Here is an 18,032-nt window from a genome sequence, read left to right as displayed (position 1 = left end):
AATCGCAGGCCGAAGCCAGAACCTGCGGTATTTGGGGGATTCACCACGTGCGTGTGTTGTTGATGGGATACGGGTCGCGCGGGGACGTCGAACCGTTGGCGGGACTCGGGCTGGCGCTGCGGGAACTCGGTGCCGAGGTGCGGGTGTGTGTCCCGCCGGACCAGGAGTTCGCGGAGCTGCTGGCCCGGGCGGGCGTGGCGCACGTGCCGTTCGGGCCGTCGGTGCGTTCGGTGGTGACCAGGCCGAATCCGCAGCCGTCGGACGCGTTCCGGCTCGCCGCCGACCTGGTCGCCGCGCACTTCGACGCGGTCGCCGCGGCGGCCGAGGGGTGCGACGCGGTGGTGGCGACCGGCCTGATGCCGGCCGGCGTGCGGTCCGTGGCCGAGAAGCTGGGCATCCGGTACGTGTTCGCGTGCCCCCACCCGTTCGGGATGCCGTCCCCGCACTTCCCGCCGGCGGGCCGCCCGGGCCGCCCGGCTCCGCCGGACGCCGACCTGCGGACGCTGTGGAAGGTGGACGGCGAGCGGGTGGACGCGCTGTACGGCGAGGCCCTGAACACCCATCGGGCGGCGATCGGGCTGCCCCCGGTGGACGACGTCCGCGCCCACGTCCTCACCGGCCGGCCGTGGCTGGCCGCGGACCCGGTCCTGGGACCGTGGCAGCACCTGACGGACCTCGACCTGGTGCAGACCGGGGCGTGGCTGCTGCCGGACGAACGCCCGCTTCCGGACGAGCTGGCGGCCTTCCTGGCGGCCGGTGAGCCGCCGGTGTACGTCGGCTTCGGCAGCATGGCGATGCGCGGCGCGCCGGACGCCGCCCGGACGGCCGTCGAGGCGGTGCGTGCCCAGGGCCGCCGGGTGCTCGTCGGGCGCGGCTGGGCCGGTCTCGCCCCGATCGACGACCGGGCCGACTGCCTCGCGATCGGCGAGGTCAACCACCAGGCGCTGTTCCGGCGGGTGGCCGCCGTCGTGCACCACGGCGGCGCGGGCACCACGACGACCGCCGCCCTGGCCGGCGTGCCCCAGGTGGTCGTCCCGCAGATCGTGGACCAGCCGCACTGGGCCGCCCGGGTGGCCGAGCTGGGCATCGGCGCGGCCCACGACGGCCCGACCCCGACCGCCGGCTCCCTCTCCGCCGCGCTCGCGACCGCCCTGACCCCCGGGACCCGCGCCCGGGCGGCCGCCGTGGCCGCCGACATCCGCCCCGACGGCGCGACGGCGGCCGCGAAACTCCTGCTCGAAGAGGCCGACCGGAAGACGCCGCGCGTGTCCGCATGAGCAGCACCCGACCGACATCCCCTCCCGGCACCTCCGGACGAGGCGGTCCGGAGGACGCCGCCGGTCTCCGCGTGAACCGCGTGGAAGCAGACCCGCCCGCACCCGTCGCGGCGCCCGGCACCTCCGGACGAGGTCGGCCGGAAGACGCCGCCGGTCTCCGCGTGAACCGCGCGGAAGCAGAGCCGCCCGCACCACCCGCCGCCGTGCCCGGCACCCCCCAACGGAGCTGATGCAGTGAACCCCCTGACCACCCGCGCCTTCGACCTCCCCGAACGGCTCTCCGCCAAGGCCGCCCCGGCCCTGATCGCCGACGACGAGCAGCACTTCGCGGCCATCGCGCGCTGCCTCGACGAGACGATCGCCGAGCTGTCCGACCGCCTCGACACCGAACTCAGGGCCCCGGGCGGCACCGGACGGGCCGCGATGGACCGGGACATCGAGGTCCACCGGCTGACCGGACGGCTGCGCACCCTGCGCCGCTTCGGCCTGGACCTGTGCCTGGGACACATGGTCGCCGCGAACGACCCCGAGCCCGTGTACATCGGCCGGCTCGGTCTCACCGACAGCGAGGGCCGCCGGCTGCTGCTCGACTGGCGGTCACCCGCGGCCGAACCGTTCTTCGCGGCGACCCACGCCGACCCGACGGGGCTGCGCAGCCGCCGCCGATACCGCTGGACGGACGGCCGGATCAGCGACTACTGGGACGAGGTGTTCACCGCCGACGGGCTCGAAGGGCACGCCGCGCTCGACGACCAGTCCGCCTTCATCGCGAGCCTCGGCGCCGACCGGTCGGAGCGGATGCGGGACGTGCTCGCCACCATCCAGGCCGACCAGGACGCCATCATCCGCGCGGGATCCCGGGGCGCCCTCGTCGTCGACGGCGGTCCGGGCACCGGCAAGACGGTCGTCGCCCTGCACCGCACCGCGCACCTGCTCTACTCCGACCCGCGCCTCGGCCACCGGCGGGGAGGTGTGCTGTTCGTGGGCCCGCACCGGCCCTACCTGAACTATGTCTCCGACGTGCTGCCCAGCCTCGGCGAGGAGGGCGTGCAGACCTGCGTGCTGGCGGACCTCGTGGACGAGGGAGCCGCGGCGACGCCCGAGGCCGACCCGGAGGTGGCCCGCCTGAAGTCGTCCGCGGACATGGTGCGGGCGATCGAGACGGCCGTGCGCTTCTACGAGGAGCCGCCCGCCGCCGGCATGACGGTCGCCACCGACTGGGGCGACCTGTGGCTGAGCGCCGACGACTGGGCCGACGCGTTCCGGGCACCGGGGCCGGGCACACCGCACAACGAGGGCCGTGCGCAGATCTGGGAGGAACTGGCGACCATCCTGCTGGACAAGTACACCGGCGACGACGTCCCGCTCGAGCGGTTCCGCAGGTCGCTCCAGCAGGACAGGGAGCTGGCCGACGCCCTGAACGGAGCCTGGCCGCTGCTGGAGGCCACCGACCTGGTCGGCGACCTGTGGTCGGTGCCGGCCTATCTGCGGATGTGCGCCCCCTGGCTCGACCGCGACGACGTACGGCTGCTCCAGCGCGCCGACACCCAGGCCTGGACGGTGTCGGACCTGCCGCTCCTGGACGCGGCCAGGCAGCGGCTCGGCGACCCGGAGGCGGCCCGGCGCGGGCAGCGGCAGGAGGCCGCGCTCGCCGCCCAGCGCGAGCGCATGGCCCAGGTCGTCGACAACCTGATCGGGGCCGCCGTCGACTCCGGCGCCGACGGGGACGACGGGGAGGGCCTGGTGCGGATGCTGCGTGGCGAGGACGCCAAGGTCAGCCTGGTCGACGAGTCCGAACTGCCCGCCCTCACCCCGGACCTGCTGGCAGGCCCGTTCGCGCACATCGTCGTCGACGAGGCCCAGGAACTGACCGACGCCGAATGGCAGATGCTGCTGCTGCGCTGCCCGTCCCGGAGCTTCACCATCGTCGGGGACCGCGCCCAGGCCAGGCACGGGTTCGCGGAGTCGTGGCGGGAGCGCCTGGAGCGGGTCGGATTCGACCGGATCACCCTGGCCTCGCTCGGCATCAACTACCGCACACCGGAGGAGATCATGGCGGAGGCCGAGCCGGTCATCCGCGCCGCGCTCCCGGACGCCAACGTGCCGACCTCGATCCGCGGCAGCGGCCTGCCCGTCGTCCACGGATCCGTCGACCGGCTGGCCCCGATCCTCGACGGCTGGCTCGCCGCCCACGCCGAGGGCACCGCCTGCGTGATCGGCGACCCCGCCTTCACCGCGACGCCCCGGGTCCGCTCGCTGACCCCGGAGCTGTCGAAGGGGCTCGAATTCGACCTGGTCGTCCTCGTCGACCCGGAGGACTTCGGCACCGGCGTCGAGGGCGCCGTCGACCGCTATGTCGCCATGACCCGGGCCACCCGCCAGCTGGTCGTCCTGACCAGCACCCCCTAGGAGATGTCCTCCGGGAACAGGGACAGCTCGGCCCAGATCGTCTTGCCCTCGCCGGTGTGCCGGGTGCCCCAGCGCTGGGTCAGCTGTGCCACCAGCAGCAGGCCCCGGCCGCCCTCGTCCCAGGTCTTGGCCCGGCGCAGGTGCGGGGCGGTGTGACTGGTGTCGGAGACCTCGCAGATCAGCCTGGTCGTGTCGTGGATCAGGCGGAGCCGGATGGGGTGGGAGCCGTAGCGGATGGCGTTGGTGACCAGTTCGCTGACCACCAGCTCCGCCGTGAAGGCGGCCATGGTCAGGTCCCACACGTCCAGCTGCTGCACGACCTGCTTGCGGATCGGCGCGACCAGGGCCGGGTCGGCGGGGATGTCCCAGGTCGTGACCCGGGACGGCGGCAGGCCCTGGGTGCGGGCCAGCAGCAGGGCGATGTCGTCGGCCGCGCCGCTCGACGGCAGCAGGGCGTGCAGGATCCGGTCGCAGGTCTCGTCCAGGGAGTCGCTGTACGCCGCCAGCGCCTCGTGGAGGAGCCGGCGACCGGTGTCCGGGTCCCGGTGCCGGGATGTGATCAGCCCGTCCGTGAACATGGCCAGCACGGTGCCCTCGGGCAGCTCGATCTCGGTGGACTCGAACGGCAGCCCGCCCAGGCCCAGCGGGGGACCGGCGGGCAGGTCCACCTCGTGGAGGCGGCGGCCCGGGCGCAGCACGACGGGGAGCGGATGACCGGCGCGGGCCAGCGTGCAGCGCCGGGACACCGGGTCGTAGACGGCGTACAGGCAGGTGGCGCCGACCTCGCCGGGGCTGCCCTCGCCGCCGTGCTCCTCCGAGAGCCGGACCACCAGGTCGTCGAGGTGGGTGAGCAGTTCGTCCGGGGCCAGGTCGATGTCGGCCAGGGTGCGGACGGCGGTGCGCAGCCGGCCCATGGTCGCCGAGGCCTGCACACCGTGGCCGACGACGTCCCCGACGACCATGGCGACCCGCAGCCCGGACAGCGGGATCACGTCGAACCAGTCGCCGCCCACCCCGGCCCGGGCGGCCGGCAGATAGCGGGAGGCGGCCTGCAGGGCGGCGGTGTGCGGCAGTGTCCGGGGCAGCAGGCTGCGCTGCAGGGCCAGGGCGGTCTCGCGCTCCCGGGAGTAGCGGCGGGCGTTGTCGATGCAGACGGCGGCCCGGGCCGTGATCTCCTCGGCCAGCAGCACGTCGTCCGGGCCGAACGGGTCGGGCCGCCGGTGCCGGGCAAGCACCGCGACCCCCAGGGTCGTCCCGCGTGCCTGGACCGGCACGGCCATCGAGGAGTGGACGCCGAACTCGCGCACCCGCTCCTCGCGGAGCCCGTGCCAGGTCAGCCACTGCGCCATCTCGCCGGACGCCACCTGGGCCACGATGCTGTGCCCCGCGGTCAGCGAGTCGGCCTGCGGGGAGGAGGCCGGGTAGGACTCGCTGTGGCCGGGCTTGAGCACCGCCTCGGGGACGCCGGGCAGCACGGACTGGTGCGCGATGCGGCGCAGCGTGACCGGTGCCGTCAGCCGGGTCGGGAGGTCGCCGCCGTTCTCCGGCGGGTCCAGCAGGTCGACGGTGACGAAATCGGCGAGGGCCGGCACGAAGACGTCCGCCAGTTCCTGGGCCGTACGGCAGACGTCCAGGGTGGTGCCGATGCGTACGCTCGCCTCGTTGACCAGCTGGAGCCGCTCCCTGGCCAGGTAGTTCTCGGTGATGTCGTGCGCGGCCAGGCTCACCCCCAGCACGCGTCCCGCTTCGTCGGTGACCGGCGCCATCCGGGCCAGCCAGGCATGCGCCCGGGCCTCGCCGCCGGTGCGCATGAAGGTCTCGACGTCCAGCGGGCGGCCTGTGGCCAGCACCCGGAGCATGTTCTGTTCCAGTTCTTCGCCCTGCGGGGTGCCGTCGATCTCGGTGATCCTCAGCCCTTGGATCCGCTCCGCGGGCAGCCCGATGAGCTGGGCCATCATGCCGTTGCCCCGGTGCAGCCTCAGCTGTTCGTCGTAGACCGCGATCGCGCACGGCGACTGGATCAGCGCGGCCGTGGCCAGCGGATCGCCCGCGGCGGCCGGGCCGTCGGCGGTCGCCGGGGCGAAGACGAGCCAGTGTCCGGCACGCTCGTCGTGTGCCGTGCGGTGGTGGGCGACCAGCCAGACCGGGACCGTACGGCCGTCCCGGTGACGGAGGTCGAGGGAGCCGCCCCAGCGGGCGCCGACGGGCACGGGCGGTGGGTCCCCGGCGAGCAGCAGCGCCGCGGGCCGGCCCACGACATCCTCGGCCGGGTGGCCGAGGAGCCGCCGTGCGCCCTCGTTCCACTCGGCCAGTGTGCCGTCCTCGTCGATGACAGCCCGGGCCGTCGCCGCATCGTCGAACGGATAGACCCGGCTCATCTCGCCACTCCCAAGCGCACGCTCACAGTCAACAGGTGCACCACAGGTGTTCAGCCTAGTGCGTCGGACCCGCCTGCGACCGCCAGGCACCGGCGGCCGCCCGGCCGGGACCGGTACCCGTCCGGGCAGCCGAACGGAGACCGGCCGACGGGACGAAAGTCATGGCCGACCGCCTCCGGACCCTTGACGACCGCAAGTGGCACACCGTCAGAATCTGTTTGTTCACGATCAGTTGTGAGTAGTTCTGGGCCCTGATGAGGGAGAGCCGCACCATGACGGTCACTCGCAGATCGGTTCTCGCAGCCGCCACGACAGCCCCGACGGCCGGCGCACTGCTGGGCGCCCCGGGCGCCTGGGCGGCCCCGGCGGCGGATACGGCCACGCAGGTCACCGGGCGCCGCACGGTCGCCCTGCGTGACGGCTGGCGGTTCGCGCTGGTCGACCCCGGCGGGATCACCGACCCGACCGGCGCCTACGCGGGCGCCGCCGACCCCGGGTACGACGACTCGGCCTGGCGCCAGGTCGCCGTACCGCACGACTGGAGCATCGAGCAGACCCCCACCACCGACCACGGCACCACCAGCGGCACCGGCTTCTTCCCGGGCGGCCTCGGCTGGTACCGGCTCGCCTTCACCCTGCCGCCCGGCTACGCCGGCAAACGGATCTCGGTCGAGTTCGACGGCGTCTACATGGACTCGTACGTCTACTGCAACGGCACCGAGGTCGGCCGCCACCCCTACGGGTACACCGGCTTCGCCCTCGACCTCACCGGGCTGCTGCACACCGACGGCAGCACCGAGAACGTCCTCGCGGTCAAGGTGCATAACCAGCTGCCCAGCAGCCGCTGGTACTCGGGCAGCGGCATCTACCGCGAGGCCCGCCTGGTGGTGACCGACCCCGTGCACGTGGCGCGCTGGGGGACGTACGTCACCACACCGGACATCACCGCCGAGCGGGCCGTGGTACGGGTGCGGACGGCGGTCGTCGACGAGTCCGGGGAGGGCGCGGACGTCACGGTCGTCTCCCGGATCGTCGGCCCCGACGGCCGTACGGTCGCCCGTACGTCCTCCACGGTCACCGTGACCGAATCCGGCCCCGGCTCCGGCTCCGGTGAGACCGCCGAGACCCATGAACTGACCGTCAAAAGACCGAAGTTGTGGTCCATCGAGGCCCCGCACCGCTACACCCTGCACACCGAACTCCGGGTCGGCGGCACCACCACCGACACCTACCGCACGGTCTTCGGCATCCGCGGCTACCGCTTCGACCCCGACGAGGGCTTCTCCCTCAACGGCGTGCCCACCAAGATCAAGGGCGTCGACCTCCACCACGACCAGGGCGCCCTCGGCGCGGCGATCAGCGCCGACGCGGTGCGCCGGCAGATGACCATCATGAAGTCGATGGGCGTCAACGCCTTCCGCACCTCGCACAACCCGCCCTCGCCGCAGATGATCGAGGTCTGCGAGGAGCTGGGCATCGTGATGATGGTGGAGGCCTTCGACTGCTGGCGGACCGGCAAGACCAAGTACGACTACGGCCGGTTCTTCGACGAGTGGTGCGAGAGCGACGCCACCGAGATGGTCCTCGCGGCCCGCAACTCGCCCGCCGTCGTCCTGTGGTCCATCGGCAACGAGATCCCCGACTCCACCTCGACCGCCGGCCTCGCCATGGCCGACCGGATCATCGCCGCCGTCAAGGCCGCCGACGACACCCGCCCCCTGGTCATCGGCTCCGACAAGTACCGCGGGGTGCCGAAGCAGGGCTCCGCCGCCGACCTGATGCTCGCCAAGCTCGACGGACTCGGCCTCAACTACAACACCGCCAAGTCCGTGGACGCGCTGCACGCGGCCTACCCGCACCTCTTCCTCTTCGAGTCCGAGTCCTCCTCGGAGACCTCGACCCGCGGCGCGTACCAGGAGCCGGAACACCTCAACACGGGGGAGAACCACACGCCCGGCCGCCGTGCGACCTCGTCGTACGACAACAACCTGGCCTCCTGGACGATGAGCGGCGAGTACGGCCACAAGAAGGACCGGGACCGGAAGTGGTTCGCGGGCCAGTTCCTCTGGTCGGGCATCGACTACATCGGCGAGCCGACGCCGTACAACGTGTTCCCGGTCAAGGCGTCCTTCTTCGGCGCGGTCGACACGGCCGGCTTCCCGAAGGACATGTACCACCTCTTCCGCAGCCAGTGGGTGAGCGAGCCCATGGTGCATCTGGTGCCGATGAGCTGGAACCACGGGGCGGGGGACACGGTCGAGGTGTGGGCGTACGCCAACGTGCCCTCCGTCGAGCTGTTCCTGAACGGAAAGTCCCTGGGGGTGCGGGAGTTCGACACCAAGACGACGACCGACGGCCGTACCTACCTGGAGACCACCGAGGCCACCGGCGACGACAAGACCTTCACCACCGGCACCTACCCCGGCAGTTACACCAGCCCGAACGGCAGCGCGGGAAAGCTGCACCTGACCTGGAAAGTGCCGTACCGGCCGGGCGAGTTGAAAGCCGTGGCCCGGCGGGGCGGCAAGGCGGTCGCGACTGACGTCCTGCGCACCGCCGGCGCCCCGCACGGCGTTCGCCTCGTCGCCGACCGCGGGTCCCTGGCCGCCGACGGGCGTTCACTGGTCTTCGTGACCGCCGAGATCGTCGACGCGCACGGCGTGGTGGTGCCCGACGCCGAGCACCTCGTCTCCTTCGCCGTTTCCGGCGGCTCGCTCGCCGGGCTCGACAACGGCCGGGAGGAGAGCGCCGAGCGCTACCAGGCCAGTACCCGGACCGCCTTCCACGGCAAGGCGCTCGCCATCGTCCGCGCCGGCACGGAGCCGGGCGCCCTCAGGGTGACCGCTCGGGTGGACGGCCTGCGCAAGGGCACCGTCACCGTCCACACCACGCCCGCCCGCGCGGCGGCCCGCACCCCCGCGCCCGACTTCGGCCCGGACCATCCGGCCCCGCCGAACTATCCCTACGCGGACGCCAGTTACTCGGGCCGTCCGGACACCCTCCCGGCCGCCATGCTCGACGGCGACGCGGCCACCGGCTGGTCCAACGCCTTCGCCAAAGCGGCCACCGCCCTGCTGCCCGCGTTCAGCGGCGCCCGGACCGAGGACTGGGTGTCGGTCGACTTCGGACGCACCCGCACGTTCGACCGGGTGGACGTCTCCTTCACCGTGGACACGGCCCACGCGCTGCCCGCGTCGGTCGAGGCGGCGGTCTGGGACGGCACGGCGTACCGGGCGGTGGCGGGTACGGCGGTGGACTGGGCCGGCGCCTCGGACACCCCGACCGTCATCACCTTCACCCGGGTACGCGGCTCCCGGCTCCGGCTGACCCTGACCAGCGCCCACCCGGGGGAGACCTCGGGGGCGGTGCGGATCAGCCGGCTCGACATCTGAGGCCGACGGGCGCGGTGCGGACGCCCGGCCGACGAGGCGACGGGCCGCGCCCGGAGGTACCGCGGGGAGTCTGTTCTGACCTGCGGGTATTTACGGGTGAGTACCCGCGCGGTACGGTGAAGGGTATGCCAGCTCTCAACGTGGAGTTCAGTGACCGCGAGCTAGAGGACCTGAGGCAGATAGCCAAGGAGCGCGGTACGTCCATGAAAGCCCTCGTCCGTGAGGCGGCCGCCGCCGACATCGCCCGGCACCGGGCGTTGCAGGAGGGGGCGCAGGAGTTCCGCCGGTTCTTCGCCGCGCACGCCGCCGAGTTCGCGGCCGCGTTCCCCGACGACGAGGCGCCCGCGAAGGGCGAGGCCGCCTGAGCCATGCCGCCGGTCATCCATATCGACGTGCCCTGGCTCCTGCAGCGTCATGAGGAAGTGCTGCCGGACCAGCCCACCGTCGATGATTTCTCCGCGCTGGTCGCCGCGGTCGCCCGGCACCGGGTCGACCCGCCCCGGCTCGGTGTGGACTCCGGCCCGGCCTGGCGGGCCGCCGCTCTGCTGCACACCCTCGCCCTGCTCAAGCCGCTGCCCGCGGCCAACGCCCGGTTCGCCTGCGCGACGGCCGTGGCCTACATGTTCGTCAGCGGTGTGGGCATCGACCCGCCCTACGGCGCCCTCGTCGACCTCGCCCGCGACCTGTTGGACGGCAAGACCGACGTCTACGGCGCGGCGGACCGGCTCCGTTCCTGGCAGCTCTGACCTGCCCGGACCTGCGGGTAAAGCTGCCTCCGGCGCCTCTGGGGCCGCCGGCCACGGGCGGGAGGAACGGGGTCGGCGACCTGTTTCGCGCAGAAGAGCCGCCGTTCCGCGCGGGGCCGTACGAGGAGGGCCGGTCACCAGTGGACTACCCGCACGGGTGGGCCGGGAGCGTGCGCGCGGGACCGGAGTGGGCGCACCGTTCACACGGGGTGTGCGTAAAGGTGAATACGACCGTGACAGGACAATGGCCGCAGCCGTCTTTCTGACATTCTGTCAATGCTGTCGATGTTGTACAGGTGCCTTGTTGCTTGTGTGAGACTTGTGCGAGGGTGAATCATCCCCGCGGGGGGTAATGGCCAGGAACTATTCCGCAGTTGGGGAACGCGACCGACGCCATACCGGTCAATTCCCGCTCCCCGTACGCGCACCGAAGAGGTACGCACCACCGCACCAAAGGAATCCGCTCAGTGCCCACCCCCCACCCGCCTCGACCTCCCTATCCGCCGCCGGGCGCTGGTTCAGGGGAGTCCGACGAGTCCCTCGCCGCTCCGCTGCGCGCCGGGTCCGACATCGAGGCCTCCCGTTCCGCCGCGCTGCTCATGGCCCGGCACTGGCGTCCGGTACAGGAATACGCGGTCATCTGCCTGGCCGTCTCCGGGCCCGTCGCCCACATGGTCGCGGCCGCCGCCTTCCACCAGGTCCTGGACCGGGTGGCCCTGGGGGAGACCGCCGACGCGCTCCGGCCCCGGCTGCTGGTCTCCGTCCGCGACACGGTCGCCAACTGGTCGGCCGAGGACCGAATAGCGGAGGTTCTTCCGGACCTCGGGAAACCGGCCGGTGGCCGCGGTATGCGCGCCACGAAGTCCATGACACCGGAAAACCGCACCCTCGCGGAGCGTTCATTCCTGGGTCTTCCGGCGCTCGCCCAGAGTCTGCTGTGGCACATCGAGGTCGAGGCGGAACCCATAACCGTACCGGCCGGTCTGTTGGGCATGGACACGGCAACCGCGGGCGCCGCTCTCGAAGACGCCCGGGAGAAATTCCGGGAGGGGTGTGTCCGTGCCCACCGGGAACTCGCGCCGTCCCAGGAGTGCCGCTACTACAACCGGCTGCTGGACGTCCCGCTGCGCCGCGGCGGCGCTCTGCTGCCGGATGTCCAGGAACATCTCGCACAGTGCCCGTACTGCCGGGCCGCCGCCGAGCAACTCGGCCAGGTCGATGGCGGCCTCGGGGGGCTGCTCGTCGAAGCGGTGCTCGGCTGGGGAGCCCGCCGCTACCTCGACTCGCGCCCGGGACGCAAGGGCAGCGAGGTCGAGCCCCGTACCCGTTCCGCCTCCCGGAGGTCCGGAGGCGGCCGTCGCCGCGCGACGGCTCGGAACCGGATCCTGGCCCGCATCACCGTGCCGGTGCCCCGGCCGCCGGGGTCCTGGTCGTCGAAGACGCTGCTGACCAGCGTCGGCGTCGCCGGGGCGGGCCTGCTGGCCTCCGTCCTCGCGGTCAGTGCGCTGTCGGGCGGCGGCGACGGCAGCGACGCCGTGGCCTCCGCAGGCCTGGTGCCCGGCGATTCCGACCCCGAGGCGACGCCCACCTCCGGTACGGCCGCCGGACTGCCCGCCGCCGACCACGCGACCCGGCTGCGCAACGTCGCCGCCCAGCTGTGCCTTGACATCAACGGTGAGCCGAAGGCCGGGGCGAGTGTCGTCCTGGCGGTGTGCTCCTCGTCCTCGACCCAGGAGTGGACGTACGAGACCGACGGCGAGCTGCGCAGCGTGGCCGACCGTGAGCTGTGCCTGGACTCGCACGCGGACGGCGGGGTGGTCATCGTCGGCACCTGCGCGGACGCCGGTACCGAGCGCGGTGACGACGTGCGCTACGACCTCACCGTCCAGGGCGAGTTGCTGCCCCGCTGGGACCAGACCCTCGCCCTCGCCACGGCCGGCGTGGACGCGGGCGCCGACGTCGTCGTGAAGGTCCGCGACCGCTCCAGCACCCAGCACTGGCTGACCGACCCGCCGGCCCCGTCCCAGAGCTCCGGCTCCCTCTCCATCGCCGGAACCGGCGGTCCTTCGGCCCAGCCGGCGGAGCTGTCCGGCAACTAGGCGCTTCGCGCAAGGCGCCGGGCCGGGCCGGTGGCCGCTCCGGGCGGCCGTGCCGCCGGGCCCGGCCCTTCGCGGCCACGGACCCGGCTCCGGCGCGGCCTGCGCACCCGTGCGGCGGCTCCCGGTTGCCGCCGCGGCCCTCGTGGACCGGGCCTCCCGGCCACATCCCGGCGCCGCGGAGCCTCGCGAGCGCGCGGCCCCTGCGCGCGGCGCCGCACCTGGCCGCCGGCGCGCCCGCCGTGACCGGTCGGGCACACCTGCCGGAGCCGCACCTCGGTACCGCACCGCACGTCGGTACCGCACCGCGCCCCGGTGGGGCGCGGCCGAGGAGCCCGCGTCAGCTCGCGGCGGTCGCCGCGGGCCGGGTGATCTCCGGTTCGGTGCCGGGACCGGTGATCGGGGGCACCGGGACCTCGACGGTCGGGACCAGCCGGGGCCCCTGGGGGCCGTAGACGGCGCGCGGCTCGGGGAACAGCCGCAGCAGCGTCAGGAACAGTACGGCGGCCACCGCGAGGGACAGCGGCAGGCTGATGTCGACCCCGCCTGCGAGGTCGCCCAGCGGGCCGACGAACTGGCCCGGGATGTTGGTGAACAGCACGCCGATCACCGCCGAGACCCACCAGGCCGTCATCCCGCGCCAGTTCCAGCCGTGCGAGAACCAGTAACGGCCGCCGCGCTGGCGGCGGTTGAAGACCTGTAGGGCGTCCGGGTCGTACCAGCCGCGCCGGGTCCAGAAGCCCAGCATCATCACCACCATCCACGGCGTGGTGCAGGTGATGATCATGGTGGCGAAGGTCGAGATCGACTGCACCAGGTCCAGGCCGAACCGGCCGATGAAGATGAACGCGATGGACAGCACGCCGACGAGCACGGTCGCCTGGACGCGCGACAGCCTCGGGAACACCGAGGAGAAGTCCAGGCCGGTGCCGTACAGCGAGGTCGTGCCCGTCGACATGCCGCCGATCAGGGCGAGCAGACACACGGGCAGGAAGAACCAGCCGGGGGAGATGGCGAGCAGCCCGCCGACGAAGTCCGGGGCCGCCGGGTCGACGTACTTCGGTGCCTTCGCGGCGATGATGCTCGCGGTGGCCAGGCCGAAGACGAACGGCAGCAGCGTCGCGATCTGGGACAGGAACGCGGCCCCGACCACCCGTCGGCGCGGCGCGTCGGCCGGGATGTACCGCGACCAGTCACCGAGGAACGCCCCGAACGACACCGGGTTGGACAGCACGATCAGCGTCGCGCCGATGAACGACGGCCAGAACATCCCCTTCGTCGCCGCGTCCGCCGTGTCCGTGAACACACCGGCGTACGAGGGGTCGAAGTCCCCGGCGAACGCGATGGCGCCGAGCACGAAGAGCAGGCTCGCCGAGGCCACCGCGACCTTGTTGACGAACAGCATGAACCGGAAGCCGTACACGCACACCGCGAGGACCAGCACCGCGAAGAGCGCGTACGCGACGACGTACGAGAGTGTGGAGCGTTCCAGGCCGAACAGCCGGTGTGCGCCGCCGACCAGGGCGTCGCCGGAACTCCACACCGAGATGGAGAAGAACGCGATCGCCGTCAGGAGGGACAGGAACGAGCCGACCACGCGGCCGTGCACGCCGAGGTGAGCGGAGGACGAGACGGCGTTGTTGGTGCCGTTGACCGGGCCGAACACCGCCATCGGGCACAGGATCAGCGCGCCCGCGACCACCCCGAGCAGGGTGGCGGCGAGGCCCTGCCAGAAGGACAGGCCGAACAGGATCGGGAACGCGCCGAGCACACAGGTCGAGAAGGTGTTGGCACCGCCGAAGGCGAGCCGGAACAGGTCGAGCGGGGTCGCGGTGCGGTCCGCGTCGGGGATCCGCTCGACACCGTGGGCCTCGACTTCGGTGAGGGACTTCGCGGGGGCGGGGGCGGGGGCGGGGGCAGGTTGCGGGTGCTGCGGGTGCTGCGGGTGCTGCGAGGACAAGGGGGCTCCAGCGGGGGACGGCGGTGGAGCGCGGGGTGGCGCGGCGACGGGGCGGACGGCCGTCGGTGTCGCGGGGTGTGCGACGACCGGTGGCCGTCCCCGAGGGGTTCTGCCGACGCTAGAGCCCGGGTCGGGCCGGCGGCCAGAGGACTCTTCATCCAGCTTTCGCAGCGGCAGTGGATGATTCATCCATCACTGGACGGTCTCAGTCCTGCCCGGCGTCCGGCCCCTGAGCCCGGACCCGCTCGACATGCTCCAGCGAGTCGCGCAGTTCGGACAGCCAGTCGTCGGTGTGTTTCTGGACCAGCCGCACGCACCAGGCCAGTGCCTCGCTGCGGCTGCGTGCCACCCCTCCGGCGATCAGCGTGTCCAGCACCTGGCGTTCGGGCTGACGGAGCCGGGTCATCACCGGCGCGGCCACATGCGTGAACAGCGCCCGCTGCCCGGCGCACTCCACACCCCAGGACACCTTGCGCCGGAACTGGTGCTCCGCCTCCCGGGCCACCGCGACCCGGGTCTCCCGGGTGCGCTCCCGGAACTCCTGGATCCGGCCCTCCACGGCGGCCTCCCGCTCGGCGTCCGAGACGCCCTCCGCCAGCTTGGGCCCGGGGATGCGCCCGACGACGGTGATCTCCTCGCGGTCCACCGTCACCTCGGCCAGTTCCTCGAACAGGTCGTCGGGCAGCCGGCCGGCGAACCAGCCGCGCAGCTTGTCTCGTTGCTCTTGAGTAATCATGTAATGACGATTACTCCGTTGCAGTCCAAAGGCAAGGGCTTGCGGAGAAGTCCGCCGACAGCGGAAGCGGAATGTTTCAGGACGATTAACGAGGTGATGAGATCCGGCCATCCGGCCGTTTCGAGCGATCAAGAACCGCTCTGTTGTGCGGTCGACGCGCGTGAATTCCGTGACTTCACGCCACTGATTCAATACGCAAGGTTACTGAAACCTGTGGGTTCGATGTGTGTTTCGACGGCGGACTCGGCAGAGTGGCGCCCGCCGCCCCGGCACCCACCGGGCCGTGGGCGGCACCCGTCGAATCAAGCGGAAGGATGCACACAATGCGAACCACCGCGCGCTGGGCAGCGACCCTCGGCCTCACGGCCGCCGCCGTCTGCGGACCCCTGACCGGGGCCGCCGTCGCCGCCCCGAGCTCGCTCTACGCGCCCTCGGCCCTGGTGCTCACCACCGGTCACGGCATCGACGCGGCCACCGCCACGCCCGAGCGCGCCGTCACCCTGAACTGCGCCCCGGCCGCGTCCGGCACCCACCCGGCGGCCGCCCAGGCCTGTGCCGAACTCAGCGGCGCCGGCGGCGACTTCGACGCCCTGGCGCCCAGAACCGACGTGTGGTGCACCAAGCTCTACGACCCCGTCGTGGTCACGGTCGAGGGCGTCTGGCAGGGCAAGCGCGTCTCCTATGAGCGCACCTTCGGCAACCAGTGCATGAGGGACGCCTACGGGGTCAGCGTCTTCTCCTTCTGAGCCCGGGATCGCACGGTCCTCGTGACTGCCGGAACAGGTCCGCAACTGGGGAGTGCGGCCCCTGGAACGGGGAACCTGCGATCTCGCACCGAGGGTCGGCGGGCGGTGTGGGGCTGCCCGCCGACCCTCGGCATCACCGCCGCTCCCCGGCACTCCCGTCCCGGGGAAACCCGGGGAGCGGCGGAAATCGCCCCAGCAGACCCGAGGCCCTGAGCAGCCGCGGAACGCGGGGCCCTTCGCACACCAGCCGCAGCCGCCCGCCCCGCTCCCTGGCCCGCGCCTCGGCCCGGCACAGCACCCGCAGCCCCGAACAGTCGAGAAAGTCCAGCCGCCGCAGATCGACGAGCACATCGGGCTCGGCCCCGGCGGTGGCCGCGAGCAGATGCTCGGCGACCAGCTCCCCGGTGGCGATGTCCACCTCGCCGAAGACCTCGACGACGAGATACGTCCCGCACCGATGGGTCCGCGCGCAGGAGTTGGCGGCGGGCAGCCCGGGTTCGTCCGCTTCCGGCGTCATCTCTGCTCCCCCTGGTGCAGGGCGCGTACGGGACCGGTTGGTACCCGCCGGGAGCGCCTGCCATCCCTGAAGCGGGCGGCGCAAGATCAGGTTCACTCGACCCGGTGAATTTCTCTCAAGTGGCTTGACTTGAAGCGCTTGGTGAAAGGTGAAGGGCCGCCGTCTCCCTGCTGACGGCGACCCCTCGGTCTTCGGCGGCTCTCCGAAGCTCACGTCACATGTGAACGACCGGCGCCGCGTCCGCGTCCTGCTGCGGAACTCCCTTGCGGAACAGCAGGAAGGCGATCACCGCACCCGCCGCGAACATGCCGGCCGACCACCAGAACGCGGTCGTGTAGCTCTCGATCGTCGCCTGGGCCTGCACCAGCTTGCTGGTCGCGTCCCGCCCGGTCAGGTAGTCCGTCGCCGCGCTCGCCGCGAGCGTGTTGAGCAGCGCCGTGCCGATCGAACCGCCCACCTGCTGCATGGCGTTGACCGTCGCGGAGGCGACACCCGCCTCGTCGGCCGTCACCCCGCCCGTGGCCAGCTGCATGGCCGCCGGCATGACCAGGCCGAGGCCGAGGCCGGTGATGATCAGCTGCGGGAGCACCGCGCTGACGTAGCTGGAGCCGACGCCGATGTCGGTCAGCCAGGCCATGCCGATCGCGGAGACCGCGAAGCCCAGCGGGACGACCGCCTTCGGGCCGATCCGCGGCACCAGGACCTGGGTGCCGACCTGCGCGGTCACCATCAGGGCGCCGATCATCGGCAGGAACGCCAGACCGGTCTTCGTCGGGCTGAAGCCGAGGTTGAGCTGGAGGTAGTAGGTGAGGAAGAGGAACACGCCGAACATGCCGCCCGCGGAGATCAGCACGGCGAGGAACGAGGCCGCCCGGTTGCGCTCCAGCAGGATGCCCAGCGGCAGCAGCGGGTACTTGGCCTTGGTCTGCCACCAGGCGAAGGCCGCAAGCAGCACGACGCCGGCGAGCAGGAAGCCCCAGGTCAGCGGCGAGTCCCAGTCGTGCGTCTCGGCGTTGGAGAAGCCGTAGACCAGCGAGAACAGACCGGCTGCGACCAGGACCGTGCCCGGCACGTCCAGCTTCGCGTTCCCGGCGTCGCGGTGGTTGTGCAGCAGTGCCATGCCGCCCGCGAAGGCGACGACGGCGATCGCGACGTTCACGTACAGCGTCGAGCGCCAGTCGAACGTGTCGGTCAGGATGCCGCCGAGCAGCAGACCCACCGCACCGCCGGCACCGGCGATGGCGCCGTAGACGCTGAACGCCCGGGCCCGCTCACGGGCGTCGGTGAACGTGGTGTTGAGCAGCGAGAGCGCGGTCGGGGCGAGCAGCGCGCCGAAGGCACCCTGCAGGGCGCGCGCGGTCACCAGCATCCCGAAGCCGTTCGCGGCACCGCCCAGCGCCGACACGGCGGCGAAGCCGACGACGCCTATGAGGAAGGCGGTCTTGCGGCCGAACAGGTCGGCGATCCGTCCGCCGAGCAGGAGTAGGGAGGCGAACGAGAGGGCGTACGCGGTCACGATCCACTGCCGGTTGCCGTCGGAGAATCCGAGGTCGGCCTGGGCGGACGGCAGGGCGATGTTCACGATGGTGGCGTCGAGCACCACCATCAGCTGGGCGACGGCGATGACCGCGAGGATCCACCACCGCTTCGAGGAGTCGGCGGCCGGTGGTGCCTCCTTGGCACCGACGCGGACGTCGTCGGTCAGGGTCTTCTCAGACATGGGGGAACCACTCCAGGGAAGTCGTTCGGGATTTACCGAGAAACCGCTTCGGTAT

General features: G+C 72.4%; 12 protein-coding genes. 7 read left to right on the top strand and 5 right to left on the bottom strand.

The features are described from left to right. Nucleotides 1-47: 47 nt before the first annotated feature. Together ACFWXC_RS23075 and helR are read left to right on the top strand one after the other, a co-directional pair. Entirely contained in the window at nt 48-1,277 is a 1,230-nt protein-coding gene (locus ACFWXC_RS23075; protein ID WP_384481444.1) for a glycosyltransferase, read from the top strand. A gap of 234 nt (nt 1,278-1,511) precedes the next feature. After that, a complete protein-coding gene (gene helR, locus ACFWXC_RS23070) occupies nt 1,512-3,686 on the top strand; it encodes an RNA polymerase recycling motor ATPase HelR (protein WP_384481442.1) in 2,175 nt (724 codons plus the stop codon). Here the strand turns inward: helR and ACFWXC_RS23065 are convergent. Further along, the gene (locus ACFWXC_RS23065; RefSeq protein ID WP_384481441.1) at nt 3,683-6,064 is read right to left on the bottom strand and encodes a SpoIIE family protein phosphatase; all 2,382 of its coding nucleotides are present in this window, start codon (nt 6,062-6,064) and stop codon (nt 3,683-3,685) included. The two genes, helR and ACFWXC_RS23065, sit on opposite strands and share 4 nt — an antisense overlap. Before the next feature lie 272 nt (nt 6,065-6,336). On the opposite strand from ACFWXC_RS23065, the gene ACFWXC_RS23060 reads away from it, so the two are divergent. From ACFWXC_RS23060 to ACFWXC_RS23045, 4 genes are all read left to right on the top strand, one after another. Further along, nucleotides 6,337-9,456 carry a glycoside hydrolase family 2 TIM barrel-domain containing protein gene (locus ACFWXC_RS23060; RefSeq protein ID WP_384481439.1) on the top strand — a complete coding sequence of 1,040 codons (3,120 nt, stop codon included), beginning with the start codon at nt 6,337-6,339 and terminating at the stop codon, nt 9,454-9,456. Between the two features lie 125 nt (nt 9,457-9,581). Next, the gene (locus ACFWXC_RS23055; protein WP_384481437.1) at nt 9,582-9,821 is read left to right on the top strand and encodes a hypothetical protein; all 240 of its coding nucleotides are present in this window, start codon (nt 9,582-9,584) and stop codon (nt 9,819-9,821) included. A gap of 3 nt (nt 9,822-9,824) precedes the next feature. Beyond that, nucleotides 9,825-10,202, top strand: coding sequence for a toxin Doc (locus ACFWXC_RS23050; RefSeq protein WP_384481435.1), 378 nt, complete (start codon nt 9,825-9,827; stop codon nt 10,200-10,202). Between the two features lie 467 nt (nt 10,203-10,669). Further along, a complete protein-coding gene (locus ACFWXC_RS23045; RefSeq protein ID WP_384481433.1) occupies nt 10,670-12,301 on the top strand; it encodes an RICIN domain-containing protein in 1,632 nt (543 codons plus the stop codon). A 337-nt stretch (nt 12,302-12,638) separates the two neighbouring features. On the opposite strand, the gene ACFWXC_RS23040 is transcribed toward ACFWXC_RS23045, so the two are convergent. Continuing rightward, on the bottom strand, nt 12,639-14,258 hold the full coding sequence (locus ACFWXC_RS23040; protein WP_384481431.1) for a purine-cytosine permease family protein: 1,620 nt from the start codon (nt 14,256-14,258) through the stop codon (nt 12,639-12,641). Between the two features lie 205 nt (nt 14,259-14,463). After that, complete coding sequence (locus tag ACFWXC_RS23035; RefSeq protein WP_384481429.1) at nt 14,464-14,994, bottom strand: hypothetical protein; 531 nt, start codon at nt 14,992-14,994, stop codon at nt 14,464-14,466. A gap of 323 nt (nt 14,995-15,317) precedes the next feature. On the opposite strand from ACFWXC_RS23035, the gene ACFWXC_RS23030 reads away from it, so the two are divergent. Further along, on the top strand, nt 15,318-15,740 hold the full coding sequence (locus tag ACFWXC_RS23030) for a subtilase-type protease inhibitor (protein ID WP_384481428.1): 423 nt from the start codon (nt 15,318-15,320) through the stop codon (nt 15,738-15,740). Between the two features lie 133 nt (nt 15,741-15,873). Here ACFWXC_RS23030 and ACFWXC_RS23025 read toward each other — a convergent pair whose 3' ends face one another. Then, nucleotides 15,874-16,257 (bottom strand): STAS domain-containing protein, encoded by a 384-nt coding sequence (locus ACFWXC_RS23025; RefSeq protein WP_384481426.1) that lies wholly within the window; start codon nt 16,255-16,257, stop codon nt 15,874-15,876. 214 nt (nt 16,258-16,471) lie between these two features. Then, a complete protein-coding gene (locus tag ACFWXC_RS23020; protein ID WP_384481424.1) occupies nt 16,472-17,977 on the bottom strand; it encodes an MFS transporter in 1,506 nt (501 codons plus the stop codon). Between the last annotated feature and the right edge of the window lie 55 nt (nt 17,978-18,032).

Origin of the sequence: Streptomyces sp. NPDC058683 (genome assembly GCF_042716195.1) — a bacterium.
Classification (GTDB): Bacteria; Actinomycetota; Actinomycetes; order Streptomycetales; family Streptomycetaceae; genus Streptomyces.
This window is presented reverse-complemented; position numbering and strand designations above follow the sequence as displayed.